General features: G+C 68.0%; 21 protein-coding genes. 7 read left to right on the forward strand and 14 right to left on the reverse strand.

All coding sequences use genetic code 11. The annotated features are described in order from the left end of the window. Positions 1-214: 214 nt before the first annotated feature. Genes KGA65_RS13190 through KGA65_RS13205 form a run of 4 tightly spaced genes read right to left on the reverse strand, consistent with a single transcriptional unit; the run spans position 215 to position 2,902 of the window. Complete coding sequence (locus tag KGA65_RS13190) at positions 215-1,114, reverse strand: LD-carboxypeptidase (RefSeq protein ID WP_225863592.1); 900 nt, start codon at positions 1,112-1,114, stop codon at positions 215-217. After that, positions 1,111-1,749 (reverse strand): tRNA adenosine(34) deaminase TadA, encoded by a 639-nt coding sequence (gene tadA, locus KGA65_RS13195; RefSeq protein WP_225863593.1) that lies wholly within the window; start codon positions 1,747-1,749, stop codon positions 1,111-1,113. The genes KGA65_RS13190 and tadA overlap by 4 nt, the downstream gene beginning before the upstream one ends. Positions 1,750-1,794: 45 nt before the next feature. Then, a complete protein-coding gene (locus KGA65_RS13200; RefSeq protein ID WP_225863594.1) occupies positions 1,795-2,484 on the reverse strand; it encodes an LrgB family protein in 690 nt (229 codons plus the stop codon). 10 nt (positions 2,485-2,494) lie between these two features. Then, positions 2,495-2,902: a CidA/LrgA family protein gene (locus tag KGA65_RS13205; protein WP_225863595.1), complete on the reverse strand. Its 408-nt coding sequence runs from the start codon at positions 2,900-2,902 to the stop codon at positions 2,495-2,497. Positions 2,903-2,996: 94 nt separating this feature from the next. On the opposite strand from KGA65_RS13205, the gene KGA65_RS13210 reads away from it, so the two are divergent. Continuing rightward, positions 2,997-3,875, forward strand: a complete 879-nt coding sequence (locus KGA65_RS13210; RefSeq protein ID WP_375142644.1) for a LysR family transcriptional regulator — start codon at positions 2,997-2,999, stop codon at positions 3,873-3,875. A gap of 33 nt (positions 3,876-3,908) precedes the next feature. Here the strand turns inward: KGA65_RS13210 and KGA65_RS13215 are convergent, their stop codons facing one another. From KGA65_RS13215 to guaB, 4 genes are all read right to left on the reverse strand, one after another. Continuing rightward, the gene (locus KGA65_RS13215) at positions 3,909-4,502 is read right to left on the reverse strand and encodes a 2'-5' RNA ligase family protein (RefSeq protein ID WP_225863597.1); all 594 of its coding nucleotides are present in this window, start codon (positions 4,500-4,502) and stop codon (positions 3,909-3,911) included. 4 nt (positions 4,503-4,506) lie between these two features. Beyond that, positions 4,507-6,090: a glutamine-hydrolyzing GMP synthase gene (guaA, locus tag KGA65_RS13220; protein ID WP_225863598.1), complete on the reverse strand. Its 1,584-nt coding sequence runs from the start codon at positions 6,088-6,090 to the stop codon at positions 4,507-4,509. A gap of 9 nt (positions 6,091-6,099) precedes the next feature. Next, complete coding sequence (locus tag KGA65_RS13225; protein ID WP_375142638.1) at positions 6,100-7,371, reverse strand: TCR/Tet family MFS transporter; 1,272 nt, start codon at positions 7,369-7,371, stop codon at positions 6,100-6,102. 71 nt (positions 7,372-7,442) lie between these two features. Then, entirely contained in the window at positions 7,443-8,915 is a 1,473-nt protein-coding gene (guaB, locus tag KGA65_RS13230) for an IMP dehydrogenase (RefSeq protein WP_225863600.1), read from the reverse strand. Between the two features lie 142 nt (positions 8,916-9,057). Here guaB and KGA65_RS13235 point away from each other — a divergent pair, with 142 nt between their 5' ends. Next, the gene (locus KGA65_RS13235) at positions 9,058-9,564 is read left to right on the forward strand and encodes a DUF4124 domain-containing protein (protein WP_225863601.1); all 507 of its coding nucleotides are present in this window, start codon (positions 9,058-9,060) and stop codon (positions 9,562-9,564) included. A gap of 16 nt (positions 9,565-9,580) precedes the next feature. On the opposite strand, the gene KGA65_RS13240 is transcribed toward KGA65_RS13235, so the two are convergent. Next, positions 9,581-9,916: an RnfH family protein gene (locus tag KGA65_RS13240; protein ID WP_225863602.1), complete on the reverse strand. Its 336-nt coding sequence runs from the start codon at positions 9,914-9,916 to the stop codon at positions 9,581-9,583. After that, positions 9,903-10,355 (reverse strand): type II toxin-antitoxin system RatA family toxin, encoded by a 453-nt coding sequence (locus KGA65_RS13245; protein ID WP_225863603.1) that lies wholly within the window; start codon positions 10,353-10,355, stop codon positions 9,903-9,905. Before KGA65_RS13245 ends, KGA65_RS13240 begins: the two co-directional genes overlap by 14 nt. Positions 10,356-10,403: 48 nt before the next feature. Here KGA65_RS13245 and smpB point away from each other — a divergent pair, with 48 nt between their 5' ends. Both smpB and pip read left to right on the forward strand, forming a co-directional pair. Continuing rightward, complete coding sequence (smpB, locus tag KGA65_RS13250) at positions 10,404-10,874, forward strand: SsrA-binding protein SmpB (RefSeq protein ID WP_225863604.1); 471 nt, start codon at positions 10,404-10,406, stop codon at positions 10,872-10,874. Between the two features lie 5 nt (positions 10,875-10,879). Next, positions 10,880-11,851 (forward strand): prolyl aminopeptidase, encoded by a 972-nt coding sequence (pip, locus tag KGA65_RS13255; protein WP_225863605.1) that lies wholly within the window; start codon positions 10,880-10,882, stop codon positions 11,849-11,851. A gap of 7 nt (positions 11,852-11,858) precedes the next feature. Here the strand turns inward: pip and KGA65_RS13260 are convergent, their stop codons facing one another. Then, positions 11,859-13,670, reverse strand: a complete 1,812-nt coding sequence (locus tag KGA65_RS13260; protein ID WP_225863606.1) for an NAD(P)/FAD-dependent oxidoreductase — start codon at positions 13,668-13,670, stop codon at positions 11,859-11,861. 352 nt (positions 13,671-14,022) lie between these two features. Between KGA65_RS13260 and KGA65_RS13265 the strand changes: the two genes are divergently transcribed. Then, positions 14,023-16,056 carry a sigma-54-dependent Fis family transcriptional regulator gene (locus KGA65_RS13265; RefSeq protein ID WP_225863607.1) on the forward strand — a complete coding sequence of 678 codons (2,034 nt, stop codon included), beginning with the start codon at positions 14,023-14,025 and terminating at the stop codon, positions 16,054-16,056. Positions 16,057-16,065: 9 nt separating this feature from the next. Here KGA65_RS13265 and KGA65_RS13270 read toward each other — a convergent pair whose 3' ends face one another. Genes KGA65_RS13270 through phaR form a run of 3 tightly spaced genes read right to left on the reverse strand, consistent with a single transcriptional unit; the run spans position 16,066 to position 19,298 of the window. Then, on the reverse strand, positions 16,066-17,256 hold the full coding sequence (locus tag KGA65_RS13270) for a PLP-dependent transferase (RefSeq protein ID WP_225863608.1): 1,191 nt from the start codon (positions 17,254-17,256) through the stop codon (positions 16,066-16,068). Between the two features lie 22 nt (positions 17,257-17,278). After that, a complete protein-coding gene (rimO, locus tag KGA65_RS13275) occupies positions 17,279-18,685 on the reverse strand; it encodes a 30S ribosomal protein S12 methylthiotransferase RimO (RefSeq protein WP_225863609.1) in 1,407 nt (468 codons plus the stop codon). Between the two features lie 43 nt (positions 18,686-18,728). Beyond that, positions 18,729-19,298, reverse strand: a complete 570-nt coding sequence (gene phaR, locus KGA65_RS13280; RefSeq protein WP_225863610.1) for a polyhydroxyalkanoate synthesis repressor PhaR — start codon at positions 19,296-19,298, stop codon at positions 18,729-18,731. Between the two features lie 207 nt (positions 19,299-19,505). On the opposite strand from phaR, the gene KGA65_RS13285 reads away from it, so the two are divergent. Beyond that, positions 19,506-20,804: an O-acetylhomoserine aminocarboxypropyltransferase/cysteine synthase family protein gene (locus KGA65_RS13285; protein WP_225863611.1), complete on the forward strand. Its 1,299-nt coding sequence runs from the start codon at positions 19,506-19,508 to the stop codon at positions 20,802-20,804. Positions 20,805-20,901: 97 nt separating this feature from the next. Beyond that, positions 20,902-21,690 (forward strand): TetR family transcriptional regulator C-terminal domain-containing protein, encoded by a 789-nt coding sequence (locus KGA65_RS13290; RefSeq protein ID WP_225863612.1) that lies wholly within the window; start codon positions 20,902-20,904, stop codon positions 21,688-21,690. The last annotated feature ends 6 nt before the right edge of the window (positions 21,691-21,696 follow it).

The following is a 21,696-nucleotide window of genomic DNA, read 5'->3' on the forward strand; positions in this document are numbered from 1 at the left end:
TGTACTTGCAGCAGGAACGTGTGAATCGATTGTGACTGAAGGTCAAGCGATGGCATCCCCCTCAAAAATCCCGATCAGCGCTCTTTCGATGGAAACTGTTGCATCCATGCCGCAATGACATAGGGGGGGCGGCATTTCGGCCGTCCGCCGACGTTCCTGGGACCGTCAATACCCCTATGTCCTTGAGATGACCATGGATTTGGCGCGCACGGAATCAGTGCCAACCGACCAGTGCATCCCGCCCTTCCACGGCCAGTTGGACCCGCAGGCCCAGCGGCATGGTGATCTTGGTGGGCACGTGTCCGAATGGGAATCCCGTGAGGATGGGGACCTGGGTCTGGCTGCGCAGATGGTCGACAACCGTCTTCAGGGTGTAGCCGCGGTCCATTGGCGACTTCTTCCAATCCGAGAACGCTCCCAATAGAACCGCCTTCTGGTTGGACAACACGCCCGCCTGCAACAGTTGCAGCAACTGCCGTTCGACGCGGTAGGGATGCTCTGCCACGTCCTCCAGAAACAGGATACCGCCGCGCACCTTGGGCCAATGTGGCGTGCCCAGCAGCGAGCACAGCACTGTCAAATTGCCGCCCCACAGCACACCACGGGCCTCCAGACCATCAAACCCTGCCGGCGCCCGAAAGCCAACGGCCTCTAACTCACCCGACATGGCTTCACAGAAGCAGTCCGGGGTGATGTCGTCCAACGCCTCAGCACCAAAATCAGCCGCCGCCATGGGGCCGCACCATGTCGGTGCCTTCTTGTGGGCCAACAAGCCCATCTGGAGGCCGGTGAGGTCGCTGTGCCCCACCCACCGGGTCCCCTGGGCCACGCTCTTGGCCAGCAGATCCCAGTCGAGTCGATCCAGCAAACGCGTCAAACCATAGCCACCGCGCGTCGCCATGGCCACCGACGGAGCGGTTGCCGCGACCCGGTGAATGGCCGCCAGTCGCTCGTCGTCCGTCCCGGCAAAGCGTTGGTACTTGCGCGCAGCGGCTTCGTCGATGTGAACGTCGAAGCCGCGCTCTTTCAGACGGCGCGCCGCCAGGCGCAGCGGCGCTGCCTTCAGAAGGACACCGGCAGGCGAATAAAGGATCAGGGAAGGATCTGCGGTCATGATGAACTCGAAGCAGGAGGAAATCCCGCCAAAGCTTCGGGAGGCAGCTCCAACGCCTCGCCTGCGGGAATGGAAAGCGGCTCCGGCGGCACAGCGAGTGATGACGTGGCCGCCTCTTCTGGCACGGTCTGCCGGATGCGCTGTTGCGAACGACGCTCGGCGAAAAAGTCCCGCAGGACCTGCCCGCAGGCCTCGGCCATCAGCCCGCCCTGCACCACCGTGTGGTGGTTCAGCTGCCGGTTGGCGAACAGATCCACCACCGAGCCCGCCGAGCCTGTCTTGGGATCGAACGCACCGAAGACCACGCGCTTGAAGCGCGCATGCATCAATGCCATCGCGCACATCGCGCAGGGCTCGAGCGTCACGAACAGCTCGCAGTCCGGCAACCGGTAGTTCTCGGCCAGTTGGGCTGCATGGCGCAAGGCAACAAGCTCGGCGTGGGCCGTCGGATCATGGGTGGTGATCGGCCGGTTGTAACCGGTGGCCAGCACTTGGCCGTCGCGCAGGATCACGGCCCCCACGGGCACCTCTCCGGCCAACCAGGCGTTCTGCGCCTGGTCCAGGGCGATCCGCATGGCGAATTCGTCCTGGGCAGAAAATGAGGGCTCTTCTGAAGGGGAGGTCGGAGAGGTCATGATCGGTCGCAGTGGACCGGCATCATGCCACGAGGGATACCTGTCTCAGCGCAGCATCAGCGCCAGCAACGGCGCCATCAGGACGTTGAGCACGCCGACCAGGACCATCACCAAACCGGCGACCGCGCCTTCCTCCTGCCCGACCTGGTTGGCCTTGGCCACGCCGGCGCCGTGAGCGCCCATGCCGAACAATGCACCGCGCGCCAGGCTGCTGCGCAGGGGCAGCCAGCGCAGCAGGCCCTCACCCAGTGCCGCGCCCAGCACCCCAGTGAACACGACGAACACCGCCGTCAGATCCGGCACACCCCCGATGTCGCCCGACACCGTCATCGCGAACGGCGTGCTGATGGAACGTGGCAACAAGCTCAAGCGCAGTTCACCGCCCACGCCCAGCACGCTGGCCAAACCCCATGCGGACAGCATCGCCGCTGCGCTGCCAGCCACCATGCCCATCAGCAGGGCCGGCCAATGGCGACGGATCAGCGCCCGCTGCTCGAAGATCGGCACAGCGAACGCCACCGTGGCCGGCCCCAGCAACAGCACCATCCAGTGCGTTCCCCGGATGTAGTCGGCGTAGTTCTCATGCGCGAGCAGCACCAGCGCGATCAACACCGCAGGCGTCACTGCCAGCGGCATGCTCCACCAGCGCGGGTACAAGCGATGGAACGACTTGGCAGCCATGTAGATGACGATCGTGATGGTCGACCAGCCGAGCGTCTGCAGCAGCACGTTCATGGCAGATTCCTCAGGCCGCTGTGTGGCGATGGGCCAGGCGCAGCGTGATGTCCACCACCACGGAGGTCACGGCCATCACCGTCATGGTGCCCAGGATGATCACGGCCAGGATCTTCATCCCCAGCCAGCCAAACAGTTCCGGATGGTCCAGCACCGCCGGCACAGCCGGCACGAAGAACAGCAGCATCTCGGCCAGGAACCAGCGCGCACCTTGGCGCAGGCTGCCCAGTTGAATCCAACCAGTGGTCAGTGCCAGCAGCAACAGCGCCATGCCCACGATCCCGCCCGGCAAAGGCAGGCCGCTCAGACGCACCAGCGCCTCGCCCAACCCCCAGGCCAGCATCAGCATGGCAATCTGCACCAGGCGGTGGTGCCGCCATTGGCGACGCGCCATCACGGACATGTCATGCAAGCTCATAAGGGAAACCTCCTGTTGACTTGCAATGTATGCCGCAACGCATCATGATGAAAGCGAATTGTTCTACTAACTTCAATTCCAAATTGGAATGGACATCAAACTCCGCCCCCTGCGGGCCTTGGTCGAGGTGATGCGCCAGGGCGGCTTCTCACAAGCCGCCCGCACGGTGTTCGCCACCCAGTCGGCCGTCAGCAAGGCCGTGCGCCAACTGGAGGACGACCTGGGCTTCGTGCTGCTTGACCGCGAGGTGCATCCTCCCCGGCTGACCGCGGCCGGGGAGATCGTCTATCGCCGCGCCCTGACCCTGCTGACCGAGCAGGACGACCTGCTGGCTGAACTGAATGCCTTGCGCGGCCTGCAGCGCGGTGAGCTGCGGCTGGGCTTGCCCCCGATCGGCAGCAGCCAGCTGTTTGCCCCGGTGTTTGCCGCCTTCCGCGCACGCTATCCCGGCATCGACATCCGGTTGGTCGAGCACGGCTCCAAGCGGCTGGAAGAGGTGCTGCGCGCTGGCGAAATCGATCTGGCCGGTCTGTTGGCACCGGTGGCGGATGACTTTGATTGCAAGCCCGTGCGCGAAGAACCCATCATGGTGCTGATCGCGGCCAGCCACCCCTTCAGCCAACTGTCCGAAGTGGCCCTGGGCCGGCTGTCCGCCCTGCCCTTCCTGTTATTCGAATCAGGCTTCGCGCTCAACCCGATCATTCTGGAGGCCTGCCAGCAGGCCGGCTTCACGCCAACCGTGGCTGCCCGCACCAGCCAGATCGACTTCATGATCGAGCTGGTTGCCGCAGGCCTGGGCATCGGCTTCCTGCCGCGGATGATGGCCGAGCAGCGCCACCACGCCGGCGTGCGCACCGTGCACCTGACCGAGCCAGCGCTCACATGGCAGATGGCCCTGGCCTGGCGGCGCGGCGCCTACCTGTCCCATGCAGCCCAGGCCTGGCTGGACCTGATCAACCCCACCGCCAGCTGAGGCGCCGCGGCGGGTGCACGCCCCCTGCGCCCGTCAGAGGTGCAGAGGCCAGGTGCCCAGCACCCGGTGCTCCGTGCGCCCCAACAGGCTGTGGATCAGCACGAACTCCTGCGCGGTCCAGGCAATGGGGGCCACGGCTTCCTCAGGCAACTCGCGCGGGGCATAGGTCAGGGTCACATGCGGCGTGAACCGCGTCTCGACCCAGCGGCCCAGTCCTTCCCGGGCCATCGCCAGCCCCAGTTGACGCTGGAAGTCCAGCAAGGCGGCCTCTTGCGCCACAGCCGAGCGCAGCACGTAGGGCGCCTTGTCGCGCCGCAGGCGAAAGCTCGCCCCCCGGTCGAACACCACCTCGAAGGGTGCGACGCAAAGCGAGGCGGCCGCGCGCGAAGCGGCCTGGACCAGATCCTCCGGGACACCCGCATGGTCACCCAGGTGGTGCAAGGTGATGTGCAGTCGCTCGGGTGCGATGGGCTTGCTGCGCAGGTCATGGGCCTCGCGCAATGCCTGGCTGGTCTGCGCCAGCTGCAGACACGCCTGCGGGGATGGGCGCAGCGCAAAAAAGAGCCGATCGGTCGGCGGCGAAGCCGCCGGCGCGTCAAAGCCCATCAGCGGGAGCTGATCGCCCACCCCCTCACTCCCACTCAATGGTGGCGGGCGGCTTGCTCGAGACGTCGTAGGTCACGCGGTTGATGCCGCGCACCTCGTTGATGATCCGGCTGGAGACCTTCTTGAGCAGGCTGTAGGGCAGCTCGGCCCAGTCTGCGGTCATGAAGTCGCTGGTCTGCACCGCGCGCAGGGCCACCACGTAGTCATAGGTGCGGCCATCGCCCATCACCCCCACGCTCTTGACCGGTAGGAACACCGTGAAGGCCTGGCTCGTCAGGTCGTACCAGCTCTTGCCCGAGTTCGGCTCGATGGTGGCACGCAGCTCTTCGATGAAGATCGCATCGGCCCGCTTGAGCAGATCGGCGAACTCCGCCTTCACCTCGCCCAGGATGCGCACCCCCAGACCCGGCCCCGGGAAGGGATGGCGATAGACCATCTCGTGCGGCAGGCCCAGGGCCACGCCCAGCTCGCGGACTTCGTCCTTGAACAGTTCGCGCAGCGGCTCCAGCAGCTTCAAGCCCAGCGTGGCGGGCAGGCCACCCACGTTGTGGTGGCTCTTGATCGTCGTGGCCTTCTTGGTCTTGGTGCCACCGCTCTCCACCACGTCCGGGTAGATGGTGCCCTGGGCCAGCCACTTGGCATTGGTCAGCTTCTTGGCCTCGGCCTGAAAGACCTCGACAAACTCGCGGCCGATGATCTTGCGCTTCTGTTCAGGGTCGGTCACGCCCTTCAGATGCCCCAGGAACTGGGTTGAGGCATCGACATGCACCACCTTCGCATGCAGTCGGCCCGTGAACATCTCCATCACCATCTGGCCTTCGTTCAGGCGCAGCAGGCCGTGGTCGACAAAGACGCAGGTCAGTTGGTCGCCGATGGCGCGGTGGATCAGCGCGGCGGCCACGGAGGAATCCACCCCGCCGGACAGGCCGAGGATCACCTCTTCATCGCCGACTTGCTCGCGGATGCGGGCCACCGCCTCTTCGATGTAGTTGCCCATGATCCAGTCGCCCGCGCAGCCGGCGATGTCCCGCACGAAGCGGGTCAGCATCTCGGCCCCCTGGATGGTGTGGGTCACCTCGGGGTGGAACTGCACCGCGTAGTAGCCCTTGTCCTCATTGGCCATGCCGGCAATGGGGCAGCTGGGCGTGGAGGCCATCAGCTTGAAGCCCGGGGGCAGCGTGGTGACCTTGTCGCCATGGCTCATCCACACCTTGAGCATGCCATGGCCTTCGGGCGTCGCGAAGTCCTGCACCCCCTCCAGCAGACGGGTGTGACCATGGGCCCGCACCTCGGCGTAGCCGAACTCGCGGGTGTCGCTCCAGCGCACCTCGCCGCCCAGTTGCACGGCCATGGTCTGCATGCCGTAGCAGATGCCCAGCACCGGCACGCCCAGGTCCCACACGGCCTGCGGTGCGCGCAGCTGGTGGTCCTCGTAGGTGCTGGCGTGGCTGCCCGACAGGATGATGCCTTTGGGGGCATAGCTGCGGATGAACTCGTCCGACACGTCGTTCGGATGGATCTCGCAGTAGACATGCGCCTCGCGCACGCGCCGCGCGATCAGCTGCGTCACCTGGGAGCCGAAGTCGAGGATCAGGATCTTGTCATGCATGGTGGGATCTCAGGAGGAAGGCGCCTCGGTCGAGGCAGGCATCACCACGGACGGGTGGCGCCGGAAATGGCGGAAGGCCAGCACGGTGGCGGCCACTTGCAGCAGCGCGCACAGGTAGAACGGCGCACCGATGCGCCAGTCGCCATGCGGGAAGTGCGCCGTCATCTGCAGCAGGAAGGAACCGATGACCGGCGCGGCCACCGCGGTGAGGCTGTTGAGCGAAGCGACCGAACCGAGCGTTCGGCCCTGCGAATGCTCGTCCACGGCGGTGGACACCAGCGTCTGCAAGGAGGTGCTGACCATCATGCCGAAGATGTCGAGCACGATGATGGCGTACATCATCCAGCCCTGGGTGGCCAGGCCCCAGAGCAGATAGCACACCGCAGAGGACACCAGACCGATCACCGCGATGCGCTGCGGCGCCATGCGCTTGAGCGCCACCCGGATCAGACCGCCCTGCACCAGCACCGCCATCACGCCGATGGTGAACAGCGACCAGCCGTTTTCCTTGGGGCCCCAGCCGAACTTGAAAGTGGTGTAGAGCACCCATGTGGTGTGCAGGATGAACTGCGCCAGGCTGGACAGGCCGATCACCGCCACCAGCATGCCCACCCCTTGCACCTCGCCCAGGCGTTTGAGCGAAGCCACCGGGTTGGCCTTGCGCCAGTCGATGGGATGGCGGCGCTCCTTGGGCAGCGACTCCGGCAGCACGAAGATGCCGTACAGCGAATTCAGAATGGCCAGGCCGCCCGCCACGAAGAACGGCAGGTGCAGGCTGATGTGGCCCAGCAGACCGCCCATCACCGGGCCCAGCACGAAGCCCATGCCAAAGGTGGCGCCCAGCATGCCGAAACGCTTGGCCCGCTCGCTGGGGGAGGAGATGTCGGCCACATAGGCCTGGGCCACCGCCGCATTGGCCTGCAGCGCGCCGCTCACCAGCCGCACCGCGATCAGCATCCACAGCGCTGTGGCCAAGCCGGTGACGAAGAAGCTCAGTGCCAAGCCGGTGAAGCCGATGAGCAGCACCGGTCGGCGGCCGAAGTGGTCCGACGCGGCGCCGAGGATCGGCGAACCGAAGAAGTTCGCCAGCCCGAAGGCCAGGCTGACGATGCCGTACCAGAAGGCCTGGTCGGTCTGCGAGCCGGTGAAGGTACCGACCAACGGTGCCAGCACCGGAATGATCAGACCGATCGACACCATGTCGATCAGGACGGTCAGCATGATGAACGGCATGGCAGCCGTCCGTTGGCGGGCGCTTCCCGCAGTCTCGGCAGAACTCATCGGACCTCAGACTGATGCTTCAATGACAGCGCCCGGACGGGCCGGGCGCTGCGATGGAGCACGACGGGTTGTCACTCCGCCCGGTAGTTGGGCGCTTCCTTGGTGATCTGCACATCGTGCACGTGGCTCTCGCGGATGCCCGCGGCCGTGATCTCGACGAACTCGGCCCGCTCACGCATCTGGTCGATGGTGGCACAACCGCAATAGCCCATCGAAGCCCTCAGGCCGCCGGCCATCTGGTAGATGATCGACACCAGAGAACCCTTGTACGGCACCCGGCCTTCGATGCCCTCGGGCACCAGCTTGTCCGCGTTCGGGTTGGTGGTTTCGTCGTTCTCCTGGAAATAGCGGTCGGCGGAGCCGGCCTTCATCGCGCCGATCGAGCCCATGCCGCGGTAGCCCTTGTAGCTGCGGCCTTGGTAGAGGATGACCTCACCCGGTGCTTCCTCGGTACCGGCAAACATGCCGCCCATCATCACGGTGCTGGCACCGGCGGCGATGGCCTTGGCGATGTCGCCCGAATAGCGGATGCCACCATCGGCGATCAGCGGCACGCCGGTGCCCTTGAGCGCGGTGGCGACGTTGTCGATCGCCGTGACCTGAGGCACGCCCACACCGGCCACGATGCGGGTGGTGCAGATGGAGCCCGGGCCGATGCCGACCTTGACCGCATCGGCGCCGGCCTCGACCAGCGCCAGCGCCGCAGCACCGGTGGCAATGTTGCCGCCCACCACCTCGACCTGCGGGTAGTTGCGTTTGACCCAACGGACCCGCTCGATCACACCGGCCGAGTGGCCGTGCGCGGTGTCGACGATCAGCGCATCCACGCCGGCCCGGACCAGCAGCTCCACACGTTCCTCGGTGCCCTCGCCCACGCCAACGGCCGCCCCGACACGCAGCTTGCCGTGATCGTCACGGGCCGCATTCGGGAAGGTGGTCTGCTTGGTGATGTCCTTGACGGTGAACAGGCCGCGCAGTTCGAAGGCGTCGTTGACGACCAGCACCCGCTCGAGCTTGTGCTTGTGCATCAGCTCCTTGGCCTCGGCCAGCGACGCCCCCTCCTTCACGGTGATCAGACGCTCACGCGGGGTCATGATCTCGCGCACCGGCACATCCAGGCGGGTCTCGAAACGCAGGTCGCGGCCGCTCACGATGCCAACCACCTTGCCCGCCTCGATCACCGGGAAACCTGAGATGCCGTGCTGCTCGGACAGGGCCTTCACCTCGTGCACCCGGGTATCGGGCGAGATGGTGATCGGGTCCTTCAACAGGCCGGATTCATAACGCTTGACCCGCGCCACCTCGGTCGCCTGCTGCTTGGGCGTGAGGTTCTTGTGCACGATGCCCATGCCACCTTCCTGTGCGATCGTGATCGCCAGGCGGGCCTCGGTCACCGTGTCCATCGCTGCCGACACGAGCGGCAGGTTCAGGACAATGTTGCGGGAGAAGTGGGTTGCCAGCGAGGTGTCGCGCGGCAGGACTTGAGAGAACGCGGGGACCAACAACACATCGTCAAAGGTCAGCGCTTTGCCAAGAAGGCGCATGGGGAAGCTCCAGACGCAAAAGCGGATTATACGGAATGTGCACCGGAGCAGCCTGTCGGCCTGGATACACATTGCCCGTCCACCCGGGCATGGGGCCGCATACACTGGCGGCTGCGCCCCATTCCCTCCCTGCCAGCCTGCCATGAAGCTGTCCCATCTCTGCCTCCTCGGTGTCCTGGCCGTCGCTACCTCGGTGGCATCGGCCCAATCGATCTGGAAATGGCGTGACCGGGACGGTCACCTGATGGTCAGTGACCGGCCGCCCCCCGCCGACATCCCCGAGAAGAGCATCCTGCAGCGCCCCAACGGCCCGCGGATGATGGCCACCAGTGATGAAGCAGCGGCCGCACCGTCCACCCCGGCTTCGGCCGGCCTGGACAAGGAACTGGAAGCCCGCAAGCGCAAGATGCTGCAGGATCAGGCGGCCGAGAAACAGGAAAAGCTGGCTCAGGCCGCTGCGGCCAAGGAGCGTGCCTCGGCCCAGAAGCTGGAGAACTGCCAACGCGCCCGCAACCAGCTGACGATGCTGCAAAGTGGCGTGCGCGTGGCCCGCCCCAACGCCCAGGGTGAGCGGGAGTACCTGGACGACAAAGGCCGCGCCGCCGAGATCGCCCGCACGCAGCAGCTGATCAGCGCCAACTGCAACTGAGCGCGCACCCTGCGTCTCAGGCCTTGTGCCCGCCCGGCGCGGGCCGATCGGTCTTCTGCTTGCGGTAACGCAGACGCCGGGCCTCTTTGGGATCCACACGCAGCCCCCGCCAGACTTCCACCCGGTCGTGCTGGCGCAGCACGGTGTCCAAAGGTTTGGCCTTCATCCAGATGCCGACCGGCAGTTGCTCGTCCAAGAGCAGGCCATGCCGTTCCAGCAGGCCACTGACCCGCAGCGCCTGAGCCAAGGTGCTGCCCGGGGCCATCTTCAACGCCACCCGGTCCACTGCCCGTGGCGCGGGGCTGTAGACCACCTCGATGTCCAGCAGGTCGGCCGGCTCAGCGGGCACCATAGACCTGCTCCGCGCGCTTGACGAAGGACTCGACGAAGGTGTTGGCCACCCGGTCGAACACCGGACTCAGCACCAGTTCCAGCGGACGGCTGGAAAAGGCGTAGCGCAACTCGAACTCGATGCGACAGGCCTTGGGCGGTTCATTGGCCGGCCCGACCGGCAGAAAGTCCCAGGAACCTTCCAGCATCGAGAACGGTCCATCGACCAGCCGCATCAGCACCTGCCGGTCCGGCTGGTGGGTGTTGCGGGTGGTGAAGGCGTGGCGCACCCCTGCGTAGTGCAGGTGCACCTTGGCGGTCACGCCGTCCTCGCGCCGCTCCAGGACTTCACCCCGTTCACACCAGGGCAGGAACTGCGGATAGGCCGGCACATCGGTCACCAGGCGGTACATCTCGGCCGGGGTGTACCAGAGCAGGACGGACTTCTTGACGTGCTTCATACAATGGTCCGATTTTAAGGGGCCCACCGGCCCACCCTGATTGCCCCCATGTCCGCCCTGATCGCAGAAAACCGCCGCGCCCGTTTCGAATACCACATCGAAGAGCAATTCGAGGCCGGTGTGGTGCTGGACGGCTGGGAGGTCAAGGCCATCCGCGCCGGCCAGGTGCAACTCACCGACGGCTACGTGGTGATCCGCAATGGCGAGCTCTACCTGATCGGCTGCCGCATCAACGCGCTGCGCAGCGCCTCCACCCACGTCAGCCCGGAGGCCGACCGCACCAAGAAGCTGCTGATGCACAAGGAGCAGATCAGGCGCCTGATCGGCAAAGTGGAGCAGCGCGGCTTCACGCTGGTGCCCTTGGACCTGCACTACAAGGCAGGCCGGGTGAAGGCCGAGATCGCATTGGCCAAGGGCAAGGCCCAGCACGACAAGCGCGAGACCGAGAAGAAGCGCGACTGGGAGCGGGAGAAGGGCCGCCTGATGCGCCACAAGGTCTCCGGCCCGGCCAAGGATTGAATGCGATGAACACGCCTGCCCTGGACGACATCCTCTACCCGCCGCTGGAGCCGCTGCGCAGCGGCCACCTGCAGGTCGATGGCCGCCACAGCCTCTACTGGGAGACCAGCGGCAACCCCGCCGGCATCCCGGTCATCTTCGTGCACGGCGGCCCCGGCGCGGGCACCTCGCCGCGCAGCCGCCGCTACTTCGATCCGGCCCGCTACCACATCATCCTGCTGGACCAGCGCGGCTCGGGCCAGTCCACCCCGCTGGGCGACTGCCAGGACAACACCACCGATCGGCTGATCGCCGACTTCGAGCAGCTGCGCGAGATGCTGGGCATCGAGCGCTGGCTGGTCTTCGGCGGCTCCTGGGGCTCCACCCTGTCGCTGGCCTATGCCCAGGCCCATCCGCAGCGCTGCCTGGGCCTGGTGCTGCGCGGCATCTGGCTGGGCACGCAGGAAGAGATCGACTGGTGGCTCTATGGGGTGCGCAACATTTTCCCGAGGGAATGGGAAGCCTTCGCCGGCTTCATTCCCGAGGCCGAGCGCGGCGACCTGCTGGGCGCCTACCAGCGCCGCCTGACCCACACCGACCCGGCCGTCTACCTGCCCGCGGCCCGCGCCTGGGCCCGCTACGAAGGCGCCTGCATCTACCTGCGCCCGCAGCCCGAGTCGGTGGCCGCCATGACGGACGACACAGCCGCGCTGGGCATGGGCCGGCTGGAAGCGCACTACTTCGCCCACCAGGCCTTTCTGCGGCCCGGGCAGCTGATCGACGGCGTGCCGGGCATCCAGCACCTGTCGGCCATCATCGTGCACGGCCGCTACGACGTGATCTGCCCGGTGCGCTACGCCTGTGCGCTGGCCGACGCCTGGCCGCAGGCGCGGCTGGTGGTCGTGCCCGATGCCGGGCACTCGTCCTACGAGCCCGGCATCGCTGCCGAGCTCGTGGCCGCCACCGACCGCTTCGCGGCCACCGGCCGGCTGGTCTGAGCCGGGCTCAGCGGGTGTGGTGCACGGCCTGCTGGCCGTAGACCGACACCGGCAGCCCCTCCATGCGGGCCTTGAGCTGCAGCGCCAGGTACAGCGAGTAGTGGCGTGACTGGTGCAGGTTGCCGCCGTGGAACCACAACCCATCCTGCTGGGTGGGCTTCCACATGTTGCGCTGCTCGCCTTCCCAGGGCCCCGGGTCCTTGGTGGTGGCCGAGCCCAGGCCCCACACCTTGCCCACCCGGTCGGCCACCTCGGGGCTGATCAGGTCGGCCACCCAGCCGTTCATCGAGCCGTAGCCGGTGGCATAGACCACCAGGTCGGCCGGCAGCTCGGTGCCGTCGTCCAGCACCACCGCGTTCTCGCTGAGGTGGCTGATGCCCTTGCCCGACTGCAGCTTGATGCTGCCGTCGATGACCAGGTCGCAGGCGCCCACGTCGATGTAGTAGCCCGAGGCCCGCCGCAGGTACTTCATGAACAGGCCCGAGCCATCGTCGCCGAAGTCCAGCATGAAGCCGGCCTTCTCCAGCGCGCGATAGAAGCCCGCATCCCGCTCGCGGATCTGGTCGTACAGCGGCTTCTGGAAGTCGGCCATGATGCGGTAAGGCAGCGAGGCGAAGATCAGGTCCGCCTTGCGGGTGCTGACCCCGTTGGCCACGGCCTGCTCCGAATACAAGGCGCCCAGGCCGATCTCCATCAGCGAGTCCGAACGCACGATGTGGGTGGACGAACGCTGCACCATGGTCACATCGGCCTCGTGCTCCCACAGCGCGGCGCAGATGTCGTGTGCCGAGTTGTTGGCCCCGATCACCACCACCTTCTTGCCGCGGTAGGCGTCCGGCCCCGGGTGCTGCGAGGAGTGCTGCTGCTCGCCACGGAACACGTCCTGACCGGGGATCTTCGGGATGTTGGGCTTGCCGGACATGCCGGTGGCGAACACCAGCTGCTGGGGCCGCAGCACCAGGGTCTCGCCGTTGCGCTGCACCGTCACTTCCCAGGCCTGGGTGGTCTCGTTCCAGCGCGCCTGCGTCGCCCGGGTGGACGGCCAGTAGTTGACCTCCATGACCTTGGTGTACATCTCCAGCCAGTCGCCGATCTTGTCCTTGGGCGCGAACACCGGCCAGTTGTCCGGAAAGGGCAGGTACGGCAGGTGGTCGTACCAGACCGGGTCGTGCAGGCACAGCGACTTGTAGCGCCCACGCCATTGGTCGCCCGGGCGTTCATGGGTGTCGATCACGATGTGCGGCACGCCCAGCTGGCGCAGCCGCGCGCCCAGGGCAATGCCGCCCTGCCCGCCCCCGATCACCAGCACATAGGGCTGCGTGCTGCGGCCCAGCTCGGCGGCCTCCTGCTCGCGCTTCTCCAGCCAGGTCTGGCGGTGCTTGTGGATGCCGTGCTCGGCCCCCTTGGGGCGACGCTGGCCCAGCGGCTCCTCGAAGCCCTTGAGCTCCTGCATCGTGGTCAGCAGGGTCCAGATGCGGCCGTTCTTCAGGCGCAGGTGGCCGGTGCCCCGGGCCAGGCTGGTGTCAATGGTCAGCCAGGCCGAGACCACGCCGTCGGCCTCCTCCACCGTCTCCTTCGGATCGAGCTCAAAGCGCACCGGCAGGGCCGGGCTGAGCTGGTGGCGCAGCATCTCGGTGATCTGCGCCGGTCCCTCCATCGTCTTCAGGTTCCAGGTGAAGAGCACGAGGTCGCGCCAGTAGCTCTCGTCGGCGAAGAGGCCGGCCACAGCCTCGCTCTTCTCGGCGGCCAGGCCCTGGTTGAGCGCGTCCAGCACCGCCTGTGCTGCGGCCTGGGGATCGGAGGTGGAAGGAAGGGTCATGCGTGTCTCCTGTGTCGTGTTGCAGCGCTCGTCGGCGCCGCACCTCTTTCGGCAATGCCTGTGCCAGCCACCGGGTCGGCACCGCGCTGCGCCCGGCTTCGAGGCACCTCTTCCCTCGTGCAGGCCCGTGCACCGGCCCCTCTGCGCCCGCCCCGCTGGCCCCGACTGCCCGGGCTCGCCGCATCCGGTCCCGCGCCACAGGTGTTGCATCGGCGATGGTCCGCTGCAACAGTCCTGCGACACCTGTCGTGCCGGCCTGTCGCGCACCGCCTCGCCAGGCTGTGGGTAAACCTCCATGCAGCGCCGCAGGGCCCTTGCTCACAATCAAGTGACGCCCACGGTGGCCCCTCGCATGAACGCACGCTCCTACGCCTCCCACGTCCAGGAGATCGAGTCCTTCGGCCTCGGTCTGAACCGCAGCACGCCCGCGCGCGACGCGGCCGTGCTGCGCAGCTGGCAGCGCTGCATCGAACGCCATCGGCTGGATCCGGCCGCCACCTGCGAGGCCTACATCGTCCCCGAGGGCCAACTGCGGGTGCACCGCGAGGAATCCGAGCCGCTGATCCGCATTGCCCGCAGCGGGCTGGAGCGCCTGTACCAGCAACTGGCCGGCCTGCAGTACGTGCTGCTGCTGGCCGACCGCCACGGCATCACGGTGGACTTCCTCGGGCATGAGGGCGACGCCGACGCGCTGCGCCAGGCCGGGCTCTACCTGGGCTCCGACTGGCGGGAAGACCGCGCCGGCACCTGCGCGGTGGGGGCCTGCCTGGAAGGCGGCGAGGCGCTGATCATCCACCAGAGCGACCACTTCGACTACACGCACACACCGCTGTCCTGCACCGCCGCGCCCATTTACGACCACCGTGGCGAGCTGGCCGCGGTGCTGGACCTGTCGCTGCTGCGCTCGCCCGAATCGCGCAGCAGCCAGAGCCTGGCCCTGCACCTGGTGACGTCCACAGCCCGGCGCATCGAGCTGGCCCACCTGATGGAGCGCTCGCGCAGCGACTGGGTCTTGCGCCTGTCCCGCTCACCCGACTTTCTGGACGTGGACCCGGACGCCGCGCTGACGCTGGACGGCGCGGGCCGGGTGCGTGGCATGACGCAGGCCGCGGCCCGCATCCTGGCCCAGGCCATCGGCCTGCCCTGGGCCGAGCGGCGCGACCTGCTGGGCCTGCCGCTGGAACGCTTCTTCGAGCTGGATGTGGACGGCCTGCCCAGCCTGCTGCGCCACCGTCTGGCGCAGGACCGCATCGTGCGCGCCCGCGACGGCAGCATCCTGTTCGCCCACGCCATCGAGCCGCAGCGCGGTGGCGCCACGCCGGTGCGCGACGCAGCCCCGAGCGCCGCCACCACGACCGCCAGCCCGGTGCCGCAGGCGCTGCGCGCCCTGTCGGCCGGCGACGCCAGTCTGGACGCCCTGCTGCACAAGGCCGCCCGGCTGGCCCCGCAGCGCCTGCCGGTGATGATCCAGGGCGAGACCGGCGCCGGCAAGGAGTACCTGGCCCGGGCCCTGCACGCGGCCAGCGGCCGGCCGGGGCCCTTCGTCGCCATCAACTGCGCCGCCATCCCCGAGACCCTGCTGGAGAGCGAGCTCTTCGGCTACCTGCCCGGCACCTACACCGGCGGCGCCAGCCGCGGCAAAACGGGCCTGGTGGAGGCCGCGCACCGCGGCACCCTCTTCCTGGACGAGATCGGCGACATGCCGCTGCACCTGCAGGCCAAGCTGCTGCGGGTGCTGTCCGAGTCGGAGATCACGCCGCTGGGCGCGCGCCAGCCCAAGCCGCTGGATCTGCGGGTCATTTCGGCCAGCCATCGGCCGTTGGCGGTGCTGGTGGAGCAGGGCCTGTTCCGCCAGGACCTGCTGTTCCGCCTGAACGCGGCCCAACTGAGCCTGCCGCCGCTGCGCCTGCGTCAGGACCTGGACGCCCTGATCGACCGCCTGGCCGAGGCCCAGTGCCCGGGCCTGCGGCCCACGCCCGAAGCCCGCGCCCTGCTGCGCGCCCACAGTTGGCCCGGCAACCTGCGCGAGCTGCACAACGCCCTGTGCCATGCAGCCGCGCTGAGCGAAGGGCCGTGCTTCGGCCCGGAACATCTGCCGGAAACGGTGCTGGCCACGGCCGCGGGAGAGCCCCAGACTCGCGCGCTGCCCCCTCGCCTGCCTGCGCCGCCCCAGGAACCGCCCCCGCAGGTCGGCAAAGCGGCTGATCCCGTGGAAACCGCTGATCCTGCGATGGCGCTGGAGCAGCTGCTGCAGCGCTGCCAGGGCAATGTGTCCGAAGCGGCCCGCCTGCTGGGCGTCAGCCGCTCCACCATCCACCGCCGCATCCAGCGCCTGGCGCTGGGCGAACGGCGGGTGCGCTGGTCCCCCGCGGACGGACGGGACTGAGCCCGCTCTTCAGCGCGCGTCCAGCCGGGCCAGGCCGGCGGCCAGGTCGGCGATCAGATCGTCCACGGCTTCCAGGCCGATGCACAGGCGCACCAGCGTGCCGCGGTAGGGGCTGCCCAGCGTGCGCATGGCGCCACCCTGGTAAGGCACGGCCAGGCTCACCGGCCCGCCCCAGCTCCAGCCGATGCGAAAGCGCTGCAGCCCGTCGACGAAGCCGTCGACCTGCGCGGCGCTGAAACGCGGGTCCATCTCCAGCGTCAGCAGGCCGGCCGCGGCGCGGCACAGCGCCGCCCAGTGGGCATGGCCTGGGGAATCCGGCAGCGCCGGGTGCAGCACGCGTGTCACCTGCGGCTGGGCCTGCGCCCAGGCCGCGATGCGCCGGGCGGCGGCGTCCTGCGCCGCATAGCGCAGCGGCAGGCTGGGCAGGTTGCGCAGCACCAGCTCGACATCGTTGGCACCCACGCCCAGGCCCAGGCGGCTGTGCGTCCAGGCCAGCTTCTCGTACAGGGCCGTGTCGCGGCAGGCCACCGAGCCCATCAGCACGTCCCCGCCGCCCGAGGGGTACTTGGTCAGCGCATGGATGGTCACATCCACCGCGAGCCCCTCGCCCAGCGCGAAGGCATCGAAGGCCAGGCCGGCGCCCCAGGTGTTGTCCAGGGCGATCACGGCCTGCGGCGCCTTCTCCCGCACCGTTCGCACCAGGGCCGGCAGGTCGGGGAACTCCAGCGTCACCGAGCCCGGTGCCTCCAGCCAGACCAACTTGACGGTCTCGTCCAGCGCCTGGGCCAGGCTGTCGGGCTGCATCGCGTCGTACAGGCGGTGGCCAATGCCCCAGGCTGCCATCTCGTGGCGGGCGAAGTCCTTGCTGGGGTTGTAGACGTTGTCCGGCATTAGCAGGGTGTCGCCCGCCTTCAGCAGGCCCATGTTGACCACGGTGATGGCCGACAGCCCGCTGGGCGCCAGCAGCACATGCTGGGCGCCTTCCAGCGTGGCCAGCCGGGCCTCCAGCGTGAAGGTGGTGGGCGTGCCGTGCAGGCCGTAGGTGTAGGCGCTCTTGTCCACCCAGCTGCGCTGGCGCAGCGCCGCCATGGTGGGGAAGTAGACCGTGGAACCCTTGCACACCGGCACGGCGGGCGATTCGAAATCGCCCGGGGCCTGGTAGGGGTGGTGGATCAGGTCGGTGGACTTGGAATCACTCATGGGACAGGCCTGCGCTGAAGGATCAGAAAGGTTCGCCGACCAGGTCGTGGCCTTCGGCCCCGACGATGCGGACCTTGGCGAATTCGCCCACCTTCAGCTGCACCGAGGCCTTGGCCGGCGGCAGGATGCGCACCGTGCCGTCGATCTCCGGCGCGTCGGCGTAGGTGCGCCCCACCCCGCCGCGGCGGCCCAGGGCCGGCGCGCTGTCCACCAGCACCTGCATGGTGGCGCCCACGCGGCGGCTCAGGCGCTCGATGGAGACCTGCTCGGCCACGGCCATGAAACGGGCACGGCGTTCCTCGCGCACGTCGTCGGGCAGCGCGCCCGGCAGCTCATTGGCGGTGGCGCCATCCACCGGCGAATAGGCGAAGCAGCCGGCGCGGTCGATCTGCGCCTCGCGCAGGAAGTCCAGCAGGTACTGGAATTCTTCTTCGGTCTCGCCCGGGAAGCCGGCGATGAAGGTCGAGCGGATCACGATCTCTGGGCACAGCTCGCGCCAGCGCAGGATGCGCTCCAGGTTCTTCTCGCCGCTGGCCGGGCGCTTCATGCGCTTCAACACATCCGGGTGAGCGTGCTGGAAGGGCACGTCCAGGTAGGGCAGGATCAGGCCCTCAGCCATCAGCGGGATGACCTCGTCCACATGCGGGTAGGGGTAGACATAGTGCATGCGCACCCAGGCGCCATGCTCGCGGGCCAGCTCGCCCAGTTTGGCCGCCAGGTCCAGCATGCGGGTCTTGACCGGCGCGCCGTTCCAGAAGCCGGTTCGGTACTTCACGTCCACGCCATAGGCCGAGGTGTCCTGGCTGACCACCAGCAGCTCCTTCACCCCGCCTTCGAACAGGGCCCGGGCCTCGTTGAGCACATCGCCCACCGGGCGCGAGACGAGGTCGCCGCGCATGCTGGGGATGATGCAGAAGGTGCAGCGGTGGTTGCAGCCCTCGCTGATCTTCAGGTAGGCGTAGTGCTTGGGGGTGAGCTTGATGCCGGCGGCCGGCACCAGGTCCACGAAGGGGTCGTGCGGCTTGGGCACGTGCTGGTGCACCGCATCCATCACCTCCTGGGTGGCGTGCGGGCCGGTCACGGCCAGCACCTTGGGGTGCACCTCGCGCACCATGTTGCCGCCGTCCGCGCCCTCGCGCGCGCCCAGGCAGCCAGTGACGATGACCTTGCCGTTCTCGGCCAGGGCTTCGCCGATGGCGTCCAGGCTCTCCTGCACGGCGTCGTCGATGAAGCCGCAGGTGTTGACGATCACCAGGTCGGCGCCCTGGTAGGTCTTGGCGGTCTTGTAGCCTTCGGCCGAGAGCTGGGTGAGGATCAGCTCAGAGTCGGTCAGCGCCTTGGGGCAGCCCAGGCTGACGAAGCCGATGGTGGGGGTCTCGCCGCTGGTGCCCGGGGTGGCGACGGCGGCGGTGTCGGATGCGGAGCTCATGGGGCCGGATTGTCTCAAACCCGTCCCGGCCCTGGGGGAGGGCTTATTTCTCCGTCGGCGGCGGGAAACCGCCGAACAGGTTGCCAGCCTGCTTCTGCATCTGCTCCTGCATCTGCACGAACAGGTTCTTGGACTGCTCCAGGTAGTTGCCCATCAGGCCCTGCATCATCGGGGCCTGGCCGCTCATGAACTGGGACCACATCTCGGGCGTGAAGCTCTTGGGGTCGTACAGGCCGCTGGCCTGCTCGGCCAGGCGGCTTTGCATGTCCACGAAGGTCTGCAGGTTCTTCTCGAGGTAGCTGCCCATCATGCCCTGCATGGCGTGGCCGTAGAAGCGGATGATCTGCGCCAGCGAACGGGCGCTGAACATGGGCATGCCGCCCGCCTCTTCCTCCAGGATGATCTGCAGCAGGATGCTGCGGGTCAGGTCCTCGCCGGTCTTGGCGTCCCGCACCTCGAACTCGAGGCCGTCCAGCACCATCTGCTTCACATCGGCCAGCGTGATGTAGCAACTGGCCTGGGTGTCGTACAGACGCCGGTTCGGGTACTTCTTGAGGATGCGCAGGGCGGCTGTCGAGGCCGTTCCGCTGGCGTCCGGGTGCTCTTGGGTCATCGGGATGGGGCTCCGTGGTGCTGGCGCCCCCGGGGCATCGGGAGGCGCGACCGATTCTAGTGGTGCCCCCCCGGTGTCGAGCCCCGGGATTGCACGGTTGGCTGCAGCGCAGCAAAGCGCAGCTGCTTATGCGCGTCACGTGCTTCGCGCCGGCCCGAGAAGGCGATAGCCTTGGGGGCTGCTTTCACACCCCACACACAAAACACCATGAGCTCTGCACCGCAACGCTTCGAAACCCTGGCCGTCCATGCCGGTTACGACCCCGACCCCACCACCAAGTCGGTGGCCGTGCCGCTCTACCAGACGGTGGCCTACGCCTTCGACAGCGCCCAGCACGGCGCCGACCTGTTCGACCTGAAGGTGCCGGGCAACATCTACACCCGCATCATGAACCCGACCACCGACGTGCTGGAAAAGCGCGTCGCGGCGCTGGAAAGCGGCATCGGCGCCCTGGCCCTGGCCTCGGGCCAGGCCGCAGTCACCTATGCCATCCTGACCATCACCGAGGCCGGCGACAACATCGTCTCCTCCAGCGCCCTGTACGGCGGCACCTACAACCTGCTGGCCCACACGCTGCCGCAGTATGGCATCCAGACCCGCTTTGCCGACTACCGCCAGCCCGAGCAGTTCGAAAGCCTGATCGACGAACGCACCAAGGCGCTCTACGCCGAGACCCTGGGCAACCCCAAGGGCAATGTGACCGACATCGCCCGCCTGGCCGAGATCGCCCACCGGCACGGCATCCCGCTGATCGTGGACAACACGGTGGCCAGCCCCTACCTGTGCCGGCCGATCGAGCACGGCGCCGACATCGTGGTGGAGTCGCTCACCAAGTACCTGGGCGGCCACGGCACCAGCCTGGGCGGCGCCATCATCGATTCGGGCAAATTCCCCTGGGCCCAGCACAAGGCGCGCTTCAAACGGCTGAACGAGCCGGATGTGAGCTACCACGGCGTGGTCTACACCGAGGCCCTGGGCCCGGCGGCCTACATCGGCCGGGCGCGCGTGGTGCCGCTGCGCAACACCGGCGCGGCCATCTCGCCCTTCAACGCCTTCCAGATCCTGCAGGGCATCGAGACCCTGGCCCTGCGCATGGACCGCATCTGCGACAACACCCTGGCGCTGGCCCAGTACCTGCAACAGCACCCCAAGGTGGGCTGGGTCAACTACGCCGGGCTGGCAGACCACCCCGAGCACCCGCTGGCCCAGAAGTACCTGGGCGGCCGCCCCTCGGGCCTGTTCACCTTCGGCGTGAAAGCGCCGGCCGGCCACGGCCGTGAAGCCGGTGCGCGCTTCCTGGATGGCTTGAAGCTCTTCACCCGCCTGGTGAACATCGGCGACGCCAAGTCGCTGGCCACCCACCCGGCCTCCACCACCCACCGCCAGCTCTCGCCCGCGGAACTGGAGAAGGCCGGTGTGAGCGAGGACGCGGTGCGCCTGTCGGTGGGCATCGAGCATGTGGACGACCTGATCGCCGACCTCGACCAGGCGCTGGCGGCCGTCTGAGCTGCGCGGCATGAAGAAAGGCCGCCGGCACAGAGGTGGCCTATAAGATGCTTGCCGCTGGGGGCCTGTGTGCCCCCGGCCGCACGCTTCATCGTTCATGACTCCCCCCGCTTCGTCCCCGATCCGCAAGGCGCGCGCTGCCGCCACGCGCGCCGGTGGCGTGCTGCGGCCCGCCCCGCCCCCTTCGGTGACGGAGGCCCCCTCGCCGCTGTTCCGCCCGACGCTACCGCCCAGCAGCGAGCCGGTGGCCCCGCCGCGGCGCACCGTGCGCCAGCCCCGGCAGCGCCACCATGCCGGCCGCGCGCAGATCCTGGCGGCCATCCGCAGTTCGGCCATCGACGTCTTCAGCCGCCACGGCTTTGCCGGTGCCACCATGCAGGCCGTCGCCGAGGGCGCCGGCCTGACCAAGCAGCAACTGCTCTATTACGCCGGCAGCAAGGACGAGCTCTACGCCAACCTGCTGCACGAGGTGGTCAACGAATGGCGCGAGGCCTTTTCGCTGACCGAGGAAGCGGGCCAGACCCCCGCCCAGTTGCTGCGCGACTATGTGCACCGCAAGCTGCACTACGCCCTGGTCAATGGGCCGGTGTCGCGCATCTTCACCGCCGAGATGCTGGCCGGTGGCACCCACATCGCCCGCTACTGGCCGGAGATGCTGGCCTCGACCCAGTCCAAGGCCCGGCTGCTGCAGCGCTGGATGGATGCCGGCCTGCTGCGCCCGCGCGACCCGCTGCTGCTGCTGCAGCAGATCTGGGGCATGACCCAGTACTACGCCGACTACCAGGCCCAGGTGGCGGTGATGATGGGCGCCCACCCGCCGCAGGACGCCATCGCTGACGAGATCGCCACCACGGTGCTGCTGGCCTGCGGGCTCTCGCCCGACTGATCTGCC

Origin of the sequence: Ideonella benzenivorans, from assembly GCF_020387415.1 — a bacterium.
Lineage (GTDB): Bacteria > Pseudomonadota > Gammaproteobacteria > Burkholderiales > Burkholderiaceae_C > Ideonella > Ideonella benzenivorans.

Excerpts from the sequence above, each read along its gene's own strand:
- rimO (WP_225863609.1), bottom strand. The coding sequence starts at position 18,685 with ATGAGCTCCGCATCCGACACCGCCGCCGTCGCCACCCCGGGCACCAGC.
- KGA65_RS13265 (WP_225863607.1), top strand. The coding sequence starts at position 14,023 with ATGAACGCACGCTCCTACGCCTCCCACGTCCAGGAGATCGAGTCCTTC.
- pip (WP_225863605.1), top strand. The coding sequence starts at position 10,880 with ATGAACACGCCTGCCCTGGACGACATCCTCTACCCGCCGCTGGAGCCG.
- phaR (WP_225863610.1), bottom strand. The coding sequence starts at position 19,298 with ATGACCCAAGAGCACCCGGACGCCAGCGGAACGGCCTCGACAGCCGCC.
- KGA65_RS13240 (WP_225863602.1), bottom strand. The coding sequence starts at position 9,916 with ATGGTGCCCGCTGAGCCGGCCGACCTGCTGGACATCGAGGTGGTCTAC.
- KGA65_RS13190 (WP_225863592.1), bottom strand. The coding sequence starts at position 1,114 with ATGACCGCAGATCCTTCCCTGATCCTTTATTCGCCTGCCGGTGTCCTT.
- KGA65_RS13235 (WP_225863601.1), top strand. The coding sequence starts at position 9,058 with ATGAAGCTGTCCCATCTCTGCCTCCTCGGTGTCCTGGCCGTCGCTACC.
- guaB (WP_225863600.1), bottom strand. The coding sequence starts at position 8,915 with ATGCGCCTTCTTGGCAAAGCGCTGACCTTTGACGATGTGTTGTTGGTC.
- KGA65_RS13205 (WP_225863595.1), bottom strand. The coding sequence starts at position 2,902 with ATGAGCTTGCATGACATGTCCGTGATGGCGCGTCGCCAATGGCGGCAC.
- KGA65_RS13270 (WP_225863608.1), bottom strand. The coding sequence starts at position 17,256 with ATGAGTGATTCCAAGTCCACCGACCTGATCCACCACCCCTACCAGGCC.
- KGA65_RS13285 (WP_225863611.1), top strand. The coding sequence starts at position 19,506 with ATGAGCTCTGCACCGCAACGCTTCGAAACCCTGGCCGTCCATGCCGGT.
- KGA65_RS13290 (WP_225863612.1), top strand. The coding sequence starts at position 20,902 with ATGACTCCCCCCGCTTCGTCCCCGATCCGCAAGGCGCGCGCTGCCGCC.
- KGA65_RS13245 (WP_225863603.1), bottom strand. The coding sequence starts at position 10,355 with ATGAAGCACGTCAAGAAGTCCGTCCTGCTCTGGTACACCCCGGCCGAG.
- KGA65_RS13200 (WP_225863594.1), bottom strand. The coding sequence starts at position 2,484 with ATGAACGTGCTGCTGCAGACGCTCGGCTGGTCGACCATCACGATCGTC.
- tadA (WP_225863593.1), bottom strand. The coding sequence starts at position 1,749 with ATGACCTCTCCGACCTCCCCTTCAGAAGAGCCCTCATTTTCTGCCCAG.
- KGA65_RS13225 (WP_375142638.1), bottom strand. The coding sequence starts at position 7,371 with ATGAGTTCTGCCGAGACTGCGGGAAGCGCCCGCCAACGGACGGCTGCC.
- KGA65_RS13260 (WP_225863606.1), bottom strand. The coding sequence starts at position 13,670 with ATGACCCTTCCTTCCACCTCCGATCCCCAGGCCGCAGCACAGGCGGTG.
- smpB (WP_225863604.1), top strand. The coding sequence starts at position 10,404 with ATGTCCGCCCTGATCGCAGAAAACCGCCGCGCCCGTTTCGAATACCAC.
- guaA (WP_225863598.1), bottom strand. The coding sequence starts at position 6,090 with ATGCATGACAAGATCCTGATCCTCGACTTCGGCTCCCAGGTGACGCAG.